Raw genomic sequence first — 18,698 nt, forward strand, 5'->3', positions numbered from 1 at the left:
GACCGATTCGAGGATGCGCCCATGCGCCTGATCTTGCTGTTGATGAGAAAGTCCGCGTTGCTGCTGCTGCTGTCCATTTTCGCCGGCGTCGCCGCGGGCGCGGCGGGTTCGGCCGTGCTTGCGCTCGTGAACGAGGCGCTGCGCACGATCGACAAGCCCGATCCGCGCATCGGCTGGATCTTCCTCGCGCTCGCCGGCACCGCGATGGTGTGCAAGCTCGCGGCCAAGCTGATGCTGGTGCGCGCGTCCACGCGCACCGTGCGCGACATGCGCCTGACGCTGTGCCGGCAGATACTCGAAGCGCCGCTGCGCAACGTCGAGAAGAAAGGGTCGGGCGGCCTCATGGGCGCGCTGACCGAAGACGTGCACCGCGTCGCCGAGGCGTTGATCGCGCTGCCCGAGCAGTGCGCCAACGCGACGATCGCGCTCGCGTGCTTCGGCTATCTGTTCTGGCTGTCGTGGCCGCTCGCGCTCGTCTACGTCGGCATCTTCGCGGTCGGCATCGTCGTCTACAAGCTCGTCGCGCGCCACGCCAAGCCGTCGATGAACGCCGCGCGCCAGACATGGGACCAGCTGATCGAGCACTACACGGGGCTCGTCAACGGCAACAAGGAGCTCAAGCTGCACCGCCGCCGCCGCGACGCGTTCACGCGCATCGAACTCGAGCCCACGGCGAACGCGATGATGAACCACTCGTGGCGCTGGAACTGGATCCTCGCGGTCGCCAACGCGCATACGCAGATGATCTTCTTCGCGCTGCTCGGCATGGCGCTGTTCATCGCGCCGAACTTCGCCGCGATCGACAAGCACGTGCTGTCGGGATTCATCCTGATGTCGCTGTACATGGGCGGGCCGATCTCGAGCCTCGTCGGCGCGATACCGCAGTTCAACCTGGCCGAGGTGTCGCTCAAGAAGCTCAAGTCGCTCGGCCTGTCGCTGGCCGAAGCCGCGCGGCGCGACGTGAAACCGTACGACGCCGACGTCGAAACGCGTCGTCCCGCGTTTCGCGACCTCGAGCTGCGCGCGCTCGAATACGCGTACGACGACGCCGGTGGGTCGACGTTCCGGCTCGGTCCGGTCGATCTCAAACTGCGCGCCGGCGAACTGACGTACGTGATCGGCGGCAACGGCAGCGGCAAGAGCAGCTTCGCGCGCGTCGTCACCGGCCTCTATCCGCAGGACGCCGGCGCGCTGCTCTTCAACGGCGTGGAAATCGACGATGCGAACCGCGACGACTACCGCCAGAACTTTTCGGTTATTTTTTCCGATTACCACTTGTTCCGAACGCTGTACGGCATGACGTCGGCCGAATTCGTCACGCACGCGGGCCGGATCCTCGGCCAGCTCGGGCTGTCCGAGAAGGTGGGCGTGGAGGACGGCAAGCTGTCGACGGTCGATCTGTCGGCGGGCCAGCGCAAGCGCCTGGCGCTGCTGACCGCATTTCTCGAAAACCGCGAGATCTATCTCTTCGACGAATGGGCCGCCGACCAGGACCCGTCGTTCAAGCGCGTGTTCTATCACGAGATCGTTCCGCAGCTCAAAGCGCGCGGCAAGACCGTGATCGTCATCAGCCACGACAACCACTACTTCGAACTGGCCGACCGCATCGTGCGCTTCGAAGACGGCAAGGTGGTTGAAGATCGTTACGTCAATTCACCGTCGTCCGTCCGGCTGCCGGCCGAAGCGGCGGAACCGGTCGCGGTGTAACGCCCGCAGCGCGGGGCAACGGGGGAGGGGAAGATGCAGTCGATCCATCGGCAAGGGCGCGCGCTGCGCGTGATCCGTCGCGCTCCCGGCGCGCGCGTGCGGCTGTTCTGCTTTCCGTACGCGGGTTCGGGGCCGTCGATCTTCAACGACTGGCCGGCGCTGATGTCCGACGCGGTCGAGCTCGTCGGCGTCGTCTATCCCGGCCGCGAGTGCCGGGCCGGCGAGCCGCTCTCGCGCGACCTGGGCGAACTCGCGCAGACGCTCGTCGACGAGATCGCCGAACGCGACGACCTGCCGTTCGCGTTCTTCGGACACAGCATGGGCGCGTACGTCGGCTTCGAAGTGGCGCGCCGCCTGGCGCCGCGCGCGCAGCGACCGCAGCATCTGTTTCTGTCGGCGGCCGGCGCGCCGCACCTGCCCGAGCCGTGCCGCATCCACGATCTGCCGAGCCGCGAATTCTTCAAGGCGCTGGTGCGCCTCAACGGGTTTCCGGCCGAGGTGCTCAAGGAGACCGAACTCGTGCGCTACGCGCTGCCGATCCTGCGCGCCGACTTCACCGCGTGCGAAACCTATCGCTTTCGCGCCGACGCACCGAGCCGCTGCCCGATGACCGTGTTCGGCGGCAGCCACGACATCCGCGTCGACCGCCATCGCCTGGAAGCGTGGCGGCAGCTCGCGTCGCTGTCGTTCTCGCTGCGCGTTTTCGACGGCGGGCATTTCTACCTGCGCGAGCGCAAGGCCGAGCTCATCGGCTGCATGCGGCCGGAACTTGCGCGCCTGGGCCAGGGACGCGAGGTCGCATGAACGCACGCAGGACGCTCGAAGGCCTGTCCGAAGACGCCCGGCGCGAGCTCATCGCCGGGCTGCTCAAGGCGCGCGAACGCAAGTCGGGATCGTGGCCGCTGTCGCCCGCGCAGATCGGCATGTGGCTGCAGCAGAACCTCGCGCCCGACAACACCGCCTACAACATGCCGCTCGCGTTCTGCCTGCACGGCCGGCTGCCCGACGCGCGCGCGCTGATCGCGCGTATGCTCGCCGACGTCGTCGCGCGCCATCCGGCGCTGCGCACGGTGTTCGAGGCCGGCGACGCCGAACCGGCGCAGCGCGTGCTCGATGCCGTCGACGTCGATCTGCCGATGCACGACATCGGCGAGGCCGGCGCAAACTGGCAGGCCGTCGCGCTCGCGCGCTGCGGCGAGCAGGCGTCGCGCGCGTTCGATCTCGCCGCGGGGCCGCTGTTTCGCTTCAGCCTGCTGCGCGTCTCGGACGAGCTGCACGTGCTGGTCGCGACGTTCCACCACATCGTCATGGACGGCTGGTCGATCGGCGTGTTCCTCAAGGATTTCGCGAAGTCGTTCGTCGTGCACGGCCGCGGTCGCACGGTCGACTTCGACCCGCTGCCCGTCACCTACCGCGACTACGTCGAGCGCATGCGCACGCCCGCGGCGCGCGCCGCGGCGGCCGGTCACGTCGACTACTGGAAGCGCCGCCTCGAGGGCGCGCCGGCCGCGTTGAACCTGCCGGTGCAGTTCAGGCGCACGGCGAATGCCGCGTTTCGCGGCGCGCTGCACGGCTTTCGGATTCCGCTGGAGGTGTCGCGGCGCCTGACCGCGCTCGGCAACCTGCACGGCGCGACCGGCTTCATGACGATGCTCGCGACGTTCTACGCGCTGCTCGCGCGGATCTGCGACGCCTCGGACATCGTGCTCGGCGTCAGCACGTCCAATCGCGACGACAAGGACTACCGCAACATGCTGGGGCTGTTCTCCGACGTGCTGCCGATGCGCGCGCGATGCGATCGCGGCGGCAGCTTCGTCGACCTCCTGCGGCACGTGCGCGAAAACTGCCTGGCCGACTACGAGCATTCCGCGACGTCGCTGACGACGATCATCGAACACGTACGTCCCGCGCGCGGCAGCGATCGGGGCCTGCCGTTCCAGGCCGGCTTCGATTTCCAGAACACGCCGTGGCCGGCGCTGGTACTCGACCTCGTGACGCTGCTGCCCGGCGACGCGGGCTCGGCCAAGCTCGACCTCAACTTCAACCTCAGCAAGGAACAGGACCGCCTCGTCGGTTCGTTCGAATACGACACCGATCTGTTTTCCGAAGGCGCGATCAGGAACATCGAGGCGCGCTACCAGATGCTGCTCAAGCGCATCGTCGAGCGGCCGGCGCAGGCGCTCGACACGCTCGATCTGCTCGACGCCGACGAGAAACATCGCATCGTCCACGAGTGGAATGTGCCGGCCGTCGCGGTCGAGGGCGCCGGTGCGAGCGCGAGCGTGCTCGATCTGATCGACGCGCGCAGTCGCAGCCATCCCGGGCACTGCGCGCTCGACGACGCGGGCGAACGCGTCGACTACGCGACGCTCGCGCGGCGTACCGACGCGCTGGCGCGGCGGCTCGCCGCGCGCGGCATCGGCCGCGGCGACCGCGTGGGCCTGTACTTTTCGCGCGGGGCGGCGTACGTCGTCGCGCTGATCGGCGTGATGAAGGCCGGCGCGACCTACGTGCCGCTCGATCCCGCGCTCAACGACGCGCGCCTCGACGACATGGTCGACGCGGCGTCGGTCGCCACGGTGCTGACGACACGCTCGCTCGCATCGCGCTGGCCGGTCGCGCGGCCCGTTTCGCTCGTCGCGATCGAAGACGCGCTCGCCGAAGCGACCGACGGCGCGATGCCGCCGGCACCGCGCGCCGGCGACGTCGCCTACATCGTCTACACATCGGGCACGTCGGGTCGGCCCAAGGGCGTGCTGATCAGCCACGGCGCGCTGCTCGCGTTCGTCCGCGGCGCATCGACCGTGTTCAACCTGCGCAGCAACGATCGCGTGCTGCAGTTCGCATCGATCGGTTTCGACACGAGCGCCGAGGAAATCTTTCCGGCGCTCGCGAGCGGCGCGTGCCTCGCGTTCGCCGACGCGAACGCCGCGGGATCCGCGCAGCGCTTTCTCGAAGAGGCCGAACGGCGCGACATCAGCGTGCTGAACCTGCCGACCGCGCTGTGGCACGAGGTGGTCGACGCGCTGCAGCCGCCCGTCGCGGCACGGCTGCCGACCGCGGCGCGCCTCGTGGTCATCGGCGGCGAGGCGGCGCTGCCGTCGGCGCTCGCGCGCTGGCACGAGGCCGCGGGCGACGCGGTACGCCTCGTCAACACGTACGGCCCGACCGAAACCACGGTCAGCGTGACCGCCGCCGAACTCGAGCGGCTGCCCGATCCGCAGCGGCGCCTGTCGCTGCCGATCGGCCGTCCGTATCCCGGCGTGCGCGCGTACGTGCTCGACGCGCACGGGCAGCCGGTCGCGCCGGGTCTGTACGGCGAACTCTTCATCGGCGGCCCGAGCGTCGCGCTCGGCTACGACGGCGCGCCCGAACTCACCGCGCAGCGCTTCGTCGCCGATCCGTTCGACGGCCGGCCCGACGCGCGCATGTATCGCACCGGCGACTTCGTACGCTGGCTCGACGACGGCTCGCTCGAATTCGCCGGCCGTCGCGACGGGCAGGTGAAGCTCGCGGGCCACCGCATCGAACTGGCGGAAATCGAAGGCGCGCTGCTGCGCCATGCCGACGTCGCTCAGGCAGCCGTCGTCGTGCAGGGCGACGAAACGACGCGCCGGCTCGCCGCGTTCGTCGTCGCCCGCCCGGTCGCGTCGCTCGATGCCGCCGCGGTGCGAGAGTGGCTGCGCACGCGCCTGCCGGCACCGATGCAGCCGTCGGTCGTCGCGCTGCTGCCGCACTTGCCGGTGACGGTGAACGGCAAGATCGACCGCGCCGCGCTCGCCGCGCGCGACGACGGCGCCGCGTCGTCGTCGGCCGCCCCGCTCGATCCGGAGCAGGCGCTGCTCGCGGCCGTGTGGGCGCAGGTGCTCGGCGTGCCGAACGTCGGCGCGCACGACAATTTCTTCGATCTGGGCGGCCACTCGCTGCTCTTGATCCGCCTGCTGTCGCGCGTGCGGCGCGTGTTCGGCGTCGACGTCACGCTCGCGCAGGCGTTCGACGCGCCGACGGTCGCGCGTCTTGCGCGCACGATCGCGTCGATCCGCGACGCCGACGGCGGCGTGCACGCCGAGCCGATCGCCGCGCAACCGCGGCCGGCCGGCGCCGACGCGCGCTTCCCGCTGTCGTTCGAGCAGGAGCGGCTGTGGTTTCTGTATCGGCTCGACCCGGCGTCGTCGGCGTACAACAGCCCGAGCGCGCTGCGCATCGCCGGTGCGTTCGATCTCGACGCGCTGCAGGCGAGCATCGACGCGCTCGTCGCGCGCCACGAGATTCTGCGCACGGCGTTCGTCGACGACGACGGCGAACCGCAGCAGATCGTGTGCGCGCAGCGGCCGGTGCGCGTCGTCGCGCACGATCTGCGCGAACTCGATCACGCGCGGCGCGAGGAACGACTGCACGTACTGATCGCGCACGACGCCGCGCAGCCGTTCGACCTGCGCCATGGCCCCGTGCTGCGCGTCGGCGCCGTGCGCTGTGCCGATGACGACACCGTGCTGCTGTTCAACTGGCACCACATCGTGACCGACGCGTGGTCGTTGACGGTGCTCGTGCGCGAGCTGTCGGCGGGCTACGCCGCGTTCGCCGCCGGCCGCGAACCGGCACCGGCGCCGCTGCCGATCCAGTTCGGCGACTACGCGCACTGGCAGCGCCGGCAGGCAGCCGGGGCCGCGTACGAGAACTCGGTGGCCTACTGGCGCGAGCGGCTGCGCGACGCGCCCGAACCGATCGAGTTCGCGCCGCGGCGCCACGGCGCACGTACCGGTACGGCGCGCGCCGGCCGTGTCGAGCGCCGCTACGACGCGGCGCTGCGCGACGGCCTCGTGCGCGTGGCGCGCGGTCGCGACGCGACGCTGTTCATCGTCTGTCTCGCCGCGTTCCAGTGGCTCCTCGCGCGCTGCGGCGGCCGTACCGACATCGCGGTCGGCACGCCGATTTCGGGCCGCTCGCACGAAGCGCTCGAACCGTTGATCGGCTTCTTCGTCAACACCGTGGTCGTGCGCTGCGAGCTCGCCGGTGCCGTGCGCTTCGCCGACGCGCTCGAGATCGTGCGCACCGCGGCGCTCGGCGCCTACGCGCACCGCCACGTGCCGTTCGACCGCGTCGTGCGCGACCTGCGCGACGGCGGCGCCGGACCGTCGGCGTTCGACGTCAGCTTCGTGCTCGAAAACGCCGACGAGCTGCCGGCCGCGTTTCCGGGCGCGCGTGTCGACGCGCTGCCGCGCGGCGCGCAGGACGCGAAGTTCCGCCTGTCGCTGAGCCTGCGCGAAGACGCCGGCGGCATCGCCTGCGAATGGGAGTACCCCGCCGATGAATACGACGCGGACGCGATCGAGCGACTCGCCGACCGGTATGCCGTGCTGCTGCGCGGCGTCGCGCACGACGCCGACGCGGTGCCGTCGATGACGAGCGCCGAAGAGCAAAAGACCATTGTGGACGAGTGGAGCGACGGCGGCGCCGCGCCGATCGAGCCGATCTGCCTGCACGCGCGCGTCGAACGGCAGGCGCGCTTGACGCCCGACGCGCCGGCGCTCGTCTGCGAGAGCACGGTGCTGACCTACGCACAGCTCGATGCGCGCGCCGAACGGCTCGCGCGGCACCTGCATCGCGGCGGCGTGGGTCCGGACGTGCTGGTCGGCGTCTGCGCGGCGCGGTCGGCCGATCTCGCGGTCGCGCTGCTCGCGGTGTGGAAGGCGGGCGGCGCGTACGTCGCGCTCGATCCGGTGCAGCCGCCCGCACGGCTTGCGCAGTTGCTCGACGATGCCGGCGCGCCGTGGCTGATCGGCGATCGCGTATCGATCGAATCGTTCGCCGGCGACGCGCGGACGTTCGCGCTCGAAGACCTCGACGCGCTGCCGGACGGCGAGGCGTTCGCCGAGACCGTGACGCCGTCGAACCTCGCCTACGTGATCTTCACGTCGGGTTCGACCGGCCGGCCGAAAGGCGTGCTGATCGAACACCGCCACGCGGTGAATCTCGCGCAGGATCTGCGCGCGCGGCTGGCCGATCTCGGCGTGCCGCCCGACGGCCGCTGGGCGTGGAATGCCTCGTTCGCGTTCGACGCGTCGCTGCAGGCGCTGCTCGCGTGGGGCGACGGCGCGTGCCTGCACCTGCTGTCGGCGGACACGCGGCGCGATCCGGCGCTGCTGCTCGATTACCTCAAGACTCACCGCATCGACGTGCTCGATGCGACGCCGCTGCAGATCGAGAGTCTGCTGCAACGCGCCGGCGACGACACCGATCTGCCGGTGCTCGTGATCGGCGGCGAGGCGATCGGCGTGGATCTGTGGCAGCGCATCGCGGCATTGCCGCGCGGTGCACTGAACGTCTACGGCCCGACCGAGACGACGGTGGACGCGACCTGCGCGCGCATCGAAGGCACACGCCCGACGATCGGCCGGCCGCTCGCGAACGTGCGCTGCTACGTGCTCGACGCGCACGGCGCGGTGCAGCCCGAAGGCGTGCCGGGCGAGCTGTGCATCGCCGGTGCCGGCGTCGCGCGCGGGTATTTGAACCGGCCCGAACTCACGGCCGAGCGCTTCGTCGAGATCGACGTGGCCGGCCGCACCGAACGCGTCTACCGCACCGGCGACATCGCGCGCTGGATCGACGGGCAGCTCGACTATCTCGGCCGCCGCGACGGGCAGGTGAAGATTCGCGGCTACCGCATCGAAGTGGAAGAAGTCGCGCAGCAGCTGCGGCGCCTGCACGGCGTGGCGGCCGCCGTCGTCACGATGCGCAACGACAGCCTCGTGGGCTACGTCGTCGCGCTGACGGTCGCGTCGGACGAATGGCTCGACGCGCTCGGCGCGCAGCTGCGCACCGTGCTGCCCGAGTACATGGTGCCCTCGCACCTCGTGGCGCTCGACGCGCTGCCGACCACCGCGAACGGCAAGCTCGATCATGCCGCGCTGCCGGCGCCCGATACGAGCGACACGCGGCGGCCGTACGTCGCGCCGGCGAGCGACACCGAAAAGGCGCTCGCCGCGATCTGGGCCGAACTTTTCCACATCGACGCATCGAGCGTGAGCGCCGCGGCGAACTTCTTCGCGCTCGGCGGCCATTCGCTGCTGCTGATGCGCATGATCAGCGCGATCCGCCACGCGCTCGACGTCGACGTGCCGCTCAAGGCGCTGTTCGACGCGGCCGACCTGCGCGCCTGCGCCGATGTCGTCGACGCGATGCGCCGCGAATCGGCGCTCGCCGACGAATCGCTCGAGGAGATGCAGTGGTGAGTACCGAGGCCATCGCCGCCACGCTGCGCGCCGCGGCCGACCGCGGCATCCGCTTCCACGTCGAGGACGGTGCGCTGCGCACGCGCGCGCCGAAGGGCGCGATCGACGCCGAACTCGCCGCGTTCATCGGCGCGAACAAGGCCGGCATCGTCGCGCTGCTCGCGCAGACCGCGGCAGCCGGCCACCGCCGCGGTCCGACGCCGCGCGCGCGCGGCGCGGCCGGCGATCCGCTGTCGCTCGCGCAGGAGCGTTTCTGGTTCATCGACCGGCTGACCGGCGACGGCGCGCAGTACAACATGCCGATCGCGCTGCGAATCCGGGGCGACTTCAAGGCCGATGTCGCCGAACAGGCGCTGCAGCGCATCGTCGAGCGGCACGGCCCGCTGCACAGCGTCATCGTCGACGACCCGGCGCTGGGCCTGCTGCAGCGCGCGCGCGACGACGTGCGCTTCGCGCTCGAGCGCGTCGACGTCGCCGATCTGGCGCCCGACGCGCAGGAGGCGCGCATCCGCGAATGCATGCTCGCGAACGCGCACCGCGCGTTCGACCTCGCGCGCGACCTGATGTTGCGCGGCACGTTCATCCGCGTCGGTGACCGCGACAGCGTGCTGCTGCTGTGCACGCCGCACATCGCGTCCGACGGCTGGTCGTTTCTCGTCATGGAGAAGGAATTCGTCGCGTGGTACGGCGCGATCGAACACGGCCGGCCCGCGCCGTTCGGGCCGCTCGCGGTCACCTACGCCGACTACGCGCAATGGCAGCGCGAGCGCCTGCGCGAACCGTCGGTCGAGCGCCAGCTCGCCTGGTGGGAAGACCGGCTGCGCGACGCGCCGGCCGCGCACGGCCTGCCGCTCGACCGGCCGCGCGCCGCCGATCTGCCGCATCGCGCCGGCTGGCACGACTTCCGCGTCGAACGCGCGCTGTACGCGGACCTCAAGCGCCTCGCGCTCGAGCGCGGCAGCACGCTGTTCATGGTGCTGCACGCGGCGTTCGCGCTGCTGCTGTCGCGGCATTCGGGCAGCGACGACATCGTCGTCGGCACGCCGGTGCTCAACCGGCTCGAACGCGAACTCGAACCGCTGATCGGCTGCTTCGTCAACACGCTGGCGCTGCGCGTCGACTGCGACGCGGCGCAGACGTTCACCGAGCTGCTGCAACAGGTGAAGGCCGTCAATCTCGACGCGCAGGCGAACCAGGAAATCACGTTCGGCCAGGTGGTCGAGCGCGTGCGCCCGGCGCGCAGCCTGCTGCACACGCCGGTGTTCCAGATCATGTTCAGCATGGGCATGCCGAAGGAGGCGGCCCATCGCAAGGCCGACGGCCCGCAGCTCACGCCGCTCAAGTACGAAGGCGCGACGGCGAAGTTCGAGATCAGCTTCTACGCGCAGGAACACGAAGGCGACCTGCAGTTCGGCGTGGAATACGACGCCGATCTTTTCGACGCCGCGACGATCGTGCGCATGTTCGCGCAGTGGCAGCGCCTCTTGCGCGCGATCGCCGCGGACCCCGTACGGCCGCTGTCGCACTATGCGCTGCTCGACGCCGCCGAACAGAAATCCGTCGTGGACGCGTGGTGCGACGGCGGTACGGCGCCGGTCGAGGCGATCTGCCTCGGCGCGCGCTTCGAGCGCCAGGCGCGATTGACGCCCGACGCGCCGGCGTTCGTCTGCGACGGCACGGTGCTGACCTATGCGCAACTCGACGCGCGCGCCGAGCGGCTCGCGCGGCACCTGCATCGCGGCGGCGTGGGGCCGGACGTGCCCGTCGGCCTTTGCGCCGAACGCTCGATCGGCCTCGGCGTCGCGATACTCGCGGTGTGGAAGGCCGGCGGCGCTTACGTCGCGCTCGATCCGGCGCAGCCGCCGGCGCGCCTCGCGCAGTTGCTCGACGATGCCGGCGCCCCGTGGCTGATCGGCGATCGCGCGGCGATCGAATCGTTCGCCGGCGACGCGCGGACGTTCGCGCTCGAAGACCTCGACGCGCTGCCGGACGGCGAGGCGTTCACCGCGACGGTGACGCCGTCGAACCTCGCGTACGTGATCTTCACGTCGGGTTCGACCGGCCGGCCGAAAGGCGTGCTGATCGAACATCGCCACGCGGTGAATCTCGCGCAGAACCTGCGCACGCTGCTGGCCGGCAGCGGCGTGCCCGGCGACTGCCGCTGGGCGTGGAACGCCTCGTTCGCATTCGACGCGTCGCTCAAGGCGTTGCTCGCCTGGGGCGACGGCGCGTGCCTGCACCTGCTGTCGGCCGACACGCGGCGCGATCCGACGCTGCTGCTCGACTACCTCAAGACTCACCGCATCGACGTGCTCGATGCGACGCCGCTGCAGATCGAGAGTCTGCTGCAACGCGCCGGCGACGACACCGATCTGCCGGTGCTCGTGATCGGCGGCGAGGCGATCGGCGTCGATCTGTGGCAGCGCATCGCGGCGCTGCCGCGGGTTTCGCTCAACGTCTACGGTCCGACCGAGGCGACGGTCGATGCGACGTGCGCGCGCATCGAGGGCACGCGCCCGACGATCGGCCGGCCGCTCGTGAACGTGCGCTGCTACGTGCTCGACGCGCACGGCGCGGTGCAGCCCGAGGGCGTGCCGGGCGAGCTGTGCATCGCCGGCGCCGGCGTCGGACGCGGCTATCTCAACCGGCCCGAACTCACGGCCGAGCGGTTCGTCGAGATCGACGTGGCCGGCCGTACCGAACGCGTCTACCGCACCGGCGACATCGCGCGCTGGATCGGCGGGCAGCTCGACTATCTCGGCCGTCGCGACGGGCAGGTGAAGATTCGCGGGTTCCGCATCGAAACCGAAGAAGTGGCGCACCCGCTGCGCGGCATGAGCGGCGTCGCCGCCGCGGTCGTCGTCGCGCGCAACGAGCGCCTGGTCGGCTACGTCGTGCCGGACGCGCCGGCGACGGCGGCGCCGCCGTGGCTCGATCGGCTGAGCGCGCAATTGCGCACGCTGCTGCCCGAATACATGGTGCCGTCGCAGCTCGTCGCGCTCGATGCGCTGCCGGTCACCGCGAACGGCAAGCTCGACCACGCCGCGCTGCCGGCCCCGGACACGACCGACGCGCGCTGCCCGTACGTCGCGCCGGCGAGCGATACCGAAAAGGCGCTCGCCGCGATCTGGGCCGAACTTTTCCACATCGACGCATCGAGCGTGAGCGCCGCGGCGAACTTCTTCGCGCTCGGCGGCCATTCGCTGCTGCTGATGCGCATGATCAGCGCGATACGCCACGCGCTCGGGGTCGACGTGCCGGTGAAGTCGCTGTTCGACGCGGCCGACCTGCGCGCGAGCGCCGCGGTCGTCGATCGGATCGGCGCCGCGTCGACGCCGCGCGCAAGGCTCGTCGCGCGGACGCGCGAGCGACCCGAGTGCGCGCTGTCGCTCGCGCAGGAACGCTTCTGGTTCGTCGACCGCCTGACCGGCGACGGCGCGCAGTACAACATTCCGACCGCGCTGCGGGTCGCCGGCGATTTCGATGCCGACATCGCCGAGCGCGCGCTGCAGCGCATCGTCGAGCGGCATGCGCCGCTGCATAGCGTCGTCGTCGACGATCCCGCACGCGGACTGGTGCAGCGTCCGCGCGGCGACACGCGCTTCGCGCTCGCGCGCGAGGATCTTGCCGATCTGCCGGACGACGCGCGGCACGCGCGCGTGCAGGCGGCGCTGCGTGCGAACGCCGACGCGCCGTTCGATCTTGCGAGCGACCTGATGCTGCGCGGCACATGGCTGCGCCTGTCGGCGCGCGACGGCGTGCTGCTCCTGTGCACGCCGCACATCGCCGCCGACGGCTGGTCGCTGCGCGTGATGCAGCACGAGTTCGCCGCGGCGTATCAGGCGATGCGCCGCGGCGCGCCCGATCCGCTCGCGCCGCTGCGCGTCGTCTACGCCGACTATGTCGACTGGCAGCGCGAGCGGCAGCGCGAACCCGACGCGCAGGGCCGGCTCGACAAGTGGGTCCGCCGGTTGAGCGGCCTGCCGGCCGTGCATGGCCTGCCGCTCGACCGTCCGCGCGCCCAGGGCGGCGCGCACCGCGCCGGCTGGCACGAGTTCGGCGCCGACCGCGCGCTGTACGCCGATCTGAGGCGCCTCGCGCTCGAGCACGGCTGCACGTTGTTCATGGTGCTGCACGCCGCGTTCGCGTGGCTGCTGTCGCGGCATTCGGGCAGCGACGACATCGTCGTCGGCACGCCGGTGATGAACCGTCTGGAGCGCGAGCTCGAACCGCTGATCGGCTGCTTCGTCAACACGCTGGCGCTGCGCGTCGACTGCGGCGCGGCGCAGACGTTCGCCGAGCTGCTGGGCCAGGTGAAGGCGGTCAATCTCGACGCGCAGGCGAACCAGGAAACCCCGTTCGAACAGATCGTCGAACGCCTGCGGCCCGAGCGCAACGTGCTGCACGCGCCGCTGTTCCAGATCATGTTCAGCATGGGTCTGACGTCGCGGCCGGCCGATGCGTGGCGTCCCGACGGCCTCGAGTTTTCGCCGATCGATCATCCGAACGCGCGCGCGAAGTTCGAACTGAGCCTGTTCGCGCAGGAGTCCGGCGACGATCTGCGGTTCGGTGTCGAATACGACGCCGACCTCTTCGATGCCGGGACGATCGCGCGGATGTTCGCGCAGTGGCAGCGGCTCTTGCATGCGATCGCCGCGGATGCCGCGCGGCCGCTGTCGCGCTACGCGCTGCTCGATGCGAATGAGCAGCAGCGCATCGTGGACGAGTGGAGCGACGGCGGCGCCGCGCCGATCGAGCCGATCTGCCTGCACGCGCGCGTCGAACGGCAGGCGCGCTTGACGCCCGACGCGCCGGCGCTCGTCTGCGAGGGCACGGTGCTGACCTACGCGCAGCTCGACGCACGGGCCGAACGGCTCGCGCGGCACCTGCATCGCGGCGGCGTGGGTCCGGACGTGCTGGTCGGCGTCTGCGCGGCGCGGTCGGCCGATCTCGCGGTCGCGCTGCTCGCGGTGTGGAAGGCCGGCGGCGCGTACGTCGCGCTCGATCCGGCGCAGCCGCCGGCGCGGCTCGCGCAGTTGCTCGACGATGCCGGCGCGCCGTGGCTGATCGGCGATCGCGTATCGATCGAATCGTTCGCGGGCGACGCGCGGACGTTCGCGCTCGAAGACCTCGACGCGCTGCCGGACGGCGAGGCGTTCGTCGCGACGGTGACGCCGTCGAACCTCGCGTACGTGATCTTCACGTCGGGTTCGACGGGCCGCCCGAAAGGCGTGCTGATCGAACACCGCCACGCGGTGAACCTCGCGCAGGACCTGCGCGCGCGGCTGGCCGATCTCGGCGTGCCGCCCGACGGCCGCTGGGCGTGGAATGCCTCGTTCGCGTTCGACGCGTCGCTGCAGGCGCTGCTCGCGTGGGGCGACGGCGCGTGCCTGCACCTGCTGTCGGCGGACACGCGGCGCGATCCGGCGCTGCTGCTCGATTACCTCAAGACTCACCGCATCGACGTGCTCGATGCGACGCCGCTGCAGATCGAGAGTCTGCTGCAACGCGCCGGCGACGACACCGATATGCCGGTGCTCGTGATCGGCGGCGAGGCGATCGGCGTGGATCTGTGGCAGCGCATCGCGGCATTGCCGCGCGGTGCACTGAACGTCTACGGCCCGACCGAGACGACGGTGGACGCGACCTGCGCGCGCATCGAAGGCACACGCCCGACGATCGGCCGGCCGCTCGCGAACGTGCGCTGCTACGTGCTCGACGCGCACGGCGCGGTGCAGCCCGAAGGCGTGCCGGGCGAGCTGTACATCGCCGGTGCCGGCGTCGCGCGCGGGTATTTGAACCGGCCCGAACTCACGGCCGAGCGCTTCGTCGAGATCGATGTGGCCGGCCGTACCGAACGCGTCTACCGCACCGGCGACATCGCGCGCTGGATCGACGGGCAGCTCGACTATCTCGGCCGCCGCGACGGGCAGGTGAAGATTCGCGGCTACCGCATCGAAGTGGAAGAAGTCGCGCAGCAGCTGCGGCGCCTGCACGGCGTGGCGGCCGCCGTCGTCACGGTGCGCAACGACAGCCTCGTGGGCTACGTCGTCGCGCTGACGGTCGCGTCGGACGAATGGCTCGACGCGCTCGGCGCGCAGCTGCGCACCGTGCTGCCCGAGTACATGGTGCCCTCGCATCTCGTGGCGCTCGACGCGCTGCCGGTCACCGCGAACGGCAAGCTCGATCATGCCGCGCTGCCGGCGCCCGATACGAGCGACACGCGGCGGCCGTACGTCGCGCCGGCGAGCGACACCGAAAAGGCGCTCGCCGCGATCTGGGCCGAACTTTTCCACATCGACGCATCGAGCGTGAGCGCCGCGGCGAACTTCTTCGCGCTCGGCGGCCATTCGCTGCTGCTGATGCGCATGATCAGCGCGATCCGCCACGCGCTCGACGTCGACGTGCCGCTCAAGGCGCTGTTCGACGCGGCCGATCTGCGCGCCTGCGCCGGAATCGTCGATGCGGCGGAACAGGGCAGGCGCCTGAAACTCGCGCCGCGCGGCGATACGGCGGCGACGCCGCTGTCGCTCGCGCAGGAGCGCTTCTGGTTCATCGACCGGCTGACCGGCGACGGCGCGCAGTACAACATGCCCGTCGCGTTGCGGATCGGCGGCGACTTCGATGCGGATGTCGCCGAGCGCGCGCTGCAGCGCATCGTCGAGCGTCACGCGCCGCTGCACAGCGTCGTCGTTGCCGATGCCGGCGTCGTGACGCTGCGCCCGCTCGGCGACGTGCGCTTCGCGCTCGCGCGCGTCGATCTTGCCGATCTGCCGGCCGATGCGCAGCGCGAACGCGTGAGCGAGGCCATGCGCGCCCACGCGGGCGCGTCGTTCGACCTCGCGTCCGACCTGATGCTGCGCGGCGCGTGGCTGCGGCTGTCGGCGCGCGACGGCGTGCTGCTGCTGTGCCTGCCGCATTTCGCGGCCGACGGATGGTCGCTGCGCGTGATGGCCGACGAGTTCGGCGCGTCGTACGAGGCGCTGCGCGCCGGCCGGACCGATCCGCTCGCGCCGCTTGCGATCACGTACGGCGACTACGCGCACTGGCAGCGCGAACGCGCGCGCGAGCCGGCGGCCGAACGCCAGCTCGCATACTGGGAAAATCAGCTGCGCGACGCGCCGGCCGTGCACGGCCTGCCGCTCGACCGGCCGCGCATCGAGCGCCTGCGCCGCCGCGCCGGCCGCTGCGACGTCGTCGTCGGCGCGGACGTGCACGCGGGCCTCGCGCACCTGGCGCGTGCGCACAATGCGACGATGTTCATGGTGCTGCACGCCGCGTTCGCGTGGCTGCTGTCGCGGCATTCGGGCAGCGACGACATCGTCGTCGGCACGCCGGTGATGAACCGTCTGGAGCGCGAGCTCGAACCGCTGATCGGCTGCTTCGTCAACACGCTGGCGCTGCGCGTCGATTGCGGCTCGGCGCAGACGTTCGCCGAGCTGCTGGGCCAAGTGAAGGCGGTCAATCTCGACGCGCAGGCGAACCAGGAAACGACGTTCGAACAAGTGGTCGAGCGCGTACGTCCGTCGCGCAGCCTGCTGCACACGCCGCTGTTCCAGATCATGTTCGCGATGGGTATGCCGGCTGACGCGACGCCGCGGCGCCTGACCGAACTGACGCTGACGCCGCTCGATCATGCGGGCGCGACTTCGAAGTTCGAACTGAGTCTGTTCGCACAGGAACACGCGGACGGACTGGCGTTCGCCGTCGTGTACGACGCCGACCTCTTCGATGCCGGGACGATCGCGCGGATGTTCGCGCAGTGGCAGCGGCTCTTGCATGCGATCGCCGCGGATGCCGCGCGGCCGCTGTCGCGCTACGCGCTGCTCGATGCTGGCGAGACGAAGCGCATTGTGGAATCGTGGAGCGACGGCGGCGCCGCGCCGGTCGAGGCGATCTGCCTGCACGCACGCGTCGAACGGCAGGCGCGCTTGACGCCCGACGCGCCGGCGCTCGTCTGCGAGGGCACGGTGCTGACCTACGCACAACTCGACGCACGTGCCGAACGGCTCGCGCGGCACCTGCACCGCGGCGGCGTGGGTCCGGACGTGCTGGTCGGCGTCTGCGCGGCGCGGTCGGCCGATCTCGCGGTCGCGCTGCTCGCGGTATGGAAGGCGGGCGGCGCGTACGTCGCGCTTGATCCGGCGCAGCCGCCGGCACGGCTCGCGCAGTTGCTCGACGACGCCGGCGCGCCGTGGCTGATCGGCGATCGCGTATCGATCGAATCGTTCGCCGGCGACGCGCGGACGTTCGCGCTCGAGGACCTCGACGCGCTGCCGGACGGCGAGGCGTTCGTCGCGACGGTGACGCCGTCGAACCTCGCGTACGTGATCTTCACGTCGGGTTCGACCGGCCGCCCGAAAGGCGTGCTGATCGAACACCGCCACGCGGTGAACCTCGCGCAGGATCTGCGCGCGCGGCTGGCCGATCTCGGCGTGCCGCACGACGGCCGCTGGGCGTGGAACGCGTCGTTCGCGTTCGACGCGTCGCTGCAGGCGCTGCTCGCGTGGGGTGACGGCGCGTGCCTGCACCTGCTGTCGGCCGACACGCGTCGCGATCCGGCGCTGCTGCTCGATTACCTCAAGACTCACCGCATCGACGTGCTCGATGCGACGCCGCTGCAGATCGAGAGTCTGCTGCAACGCGCCGGCGACGACACCGATCTGCCGGTGCTCGTGATCGGCGGCGAGGCGATCGGCGTGGATCTGTGGCAGCGCATCGCGGCGCTGCCGCGCGGTGCATTGAACGTCTACGGCCCGACCGAGACGACGGTGGATGCGACCTGCGCGCGCATCGAGGGCACGCGCCCGACGATCGGCCGGCCGCTCGCGAACGTGCGCTGCTACGTGCTCGACGCGCACGGCGCGGTGCAGCCCGAGGGCGTGCCGGGCGAGCTGTGCATCGCCGGTGCCGGCGTCGCGCGCGGGTACTTGAACCGGCCCGAACTCACGGCCGAGCGCTTCGTCGAGATCGACGTGGCCGGCCGCACCGAACGCGTCTACCGCACCGGCGACATCGCGCGCTGGATCGACGGGCAGCTCGACTATCTCGGCCGCCGCGACGGGCAGGTGAAGATTCGCGGCTACCGCATCGAAGTGGAAGAAGTCGCGCAGCAGCTGCGGCGCCTGCACGGCGTGGCGGCCGCCGTCGTCACGGTGCGCAACGACAGCCTCGTGGGCTACGTCGTCGCGCTGACGGTCGCGTCGGACGAATGGCTCGACGCGCTCGGCGCGCAGCTGCGCACCGTGCTGCCCGAGTACATGGTGCCCTCGCACCTCGTGGCGCTCGACGCGCTGCCGGTCACCGCGAACGGCAAGCTCGATCATGCCGCGCTGCCGGCGCCGCAACGCCGGTACGCGCCGCGCCGCGCCCCGGTGCGCGCGGCCGAGCGCTACGTCGCGCAGGTGTGGCAGGACCAGCTCGGCGTCGACGGCGTCGGTCTCGACGACGACTTCTTCGCGCTCGGCGGCCAGTCGCTACTCGCCGTGCGCGTCGCGTCGCGGCTCGAATCGGCGTTTCGCGTGCCGCTGCCGCTGCGCGCGTTCTTCGCGCATCCGAACGTCGCGGGGCTCGTCGCGCTCCTCGACCGCGCGGCCGGGCCCGCGACCTGCGACGCCGTCGCGCAGGCGTATCTCGACGTCGCGGCGCTCGACGCCGACACCGTGCAGGCGCTGCTCGCCGAAGAAGACACCGGCTCCCGCAACACCGACCACGTCCGCGCTGGCGCGTCCAGCGATTCTTTCGAACTCTAGGGAAATA

At 71.2% G+C, this 18,698-nt stretch carries 4 protein-coding genes; all 4 read left to right on the plus strand.

From position 1 onward, the window contains the following. Positions 1 to 21 precede the first annotated feature (21 nt). The 4 genes from OD750_RS26770 to OD750_RS26785 are packed head-to-tail and all read left to right on the plus strand — an operon-like array spanning position 22 to position 18,691. Positions 22 to 1,707 (plus strand): cyclic peptide export ABC transporter, encoded by a 1,686-nt coding sequence (locus tag OD750_RS26770; protein ID WP_263542568.1) that lies wholly within the window; start codon positions 22 to 24, stop codon positions 1,705 to 1,707. 33 nt (positions 1,708 to 1,740) lie between these two features. Then, positions 1,741 to 2,511 carry a thioesterase II family protein gene (locus OD750_RS26775; RefSeq protein ID WP_263542567.1) on the plus strand — a complete coding sequence of 257 codons (771 nt, stop codon included), beginning with the start codon at positions 1,741 to 1,743 and terminating at the stop codon, positions 2,509 to 2,511. Next, positions 2,508 to 8,939: a non-ribosomal peptide synthetase gene (locus OD750_RS26780; protein WP_263542566.1), complete on the plus strand. Its 6,432-nt coding sequence runs from the start codon at positions 2,508 to 2,510 to the stop codon at positions 8,937 to 8,939. The genes OD750_RS26775 and OD750_RS26780 overlap by 4 nt, the downstream gene beginning before the upstream one ends. Further along, positions 8,936 to 18,691 (plus strand): non-ribosomal peptide synthetase, encoded by a 9,756-nt coding sequence (locus OD750_RS26785; RefSeq protein WP_263542565.1) that lies wholly within the window; start codon positions 8,936 to 8,938, stop codon positions 18,689 to 18,691. Before OD750_RS26780 ends, OD750_RS26785 begins: the two co-directional genes overlap by 4 nt. Positions 18,692 to 18,698 lie beyond the last annotated feature (7 nt).

Origin of the sequence: Tahibacter soli (assembly GCF_025717065.2) — a bacterium.
GTDB lineage: Bacteria > Pseudomonadota > Gammaproteobacteria > Xanthomonadales > Rhodanobacteraceae > Tahibacter > Tahibacter soli.

Bases quoted from the DNA above. Each gene is read 5' to 3' on its own strand.
- OD750_RS26780 (WP_263542566.1), top strand. From the start codon at position 2,508: ATGAACGCACGCAGGACGCTCGAAGGCCTGTCCGAAGACGCCCGGCGC.
- OD750_RS26775 (WP_263542567.1), top strand. From the start codon at position 1,741: ATGCAGTCGATCCATCGGCAAGGGCGCGCGCTGCGCGTGATCCGTCGC.
- OD750_RS26770 (WP_263542568.1), top strand. From the start codon at position 22: ATGCGCCTGATCTTGCTGTTGATGAGAAAGTCCGCGTTGCTGCTGCTG.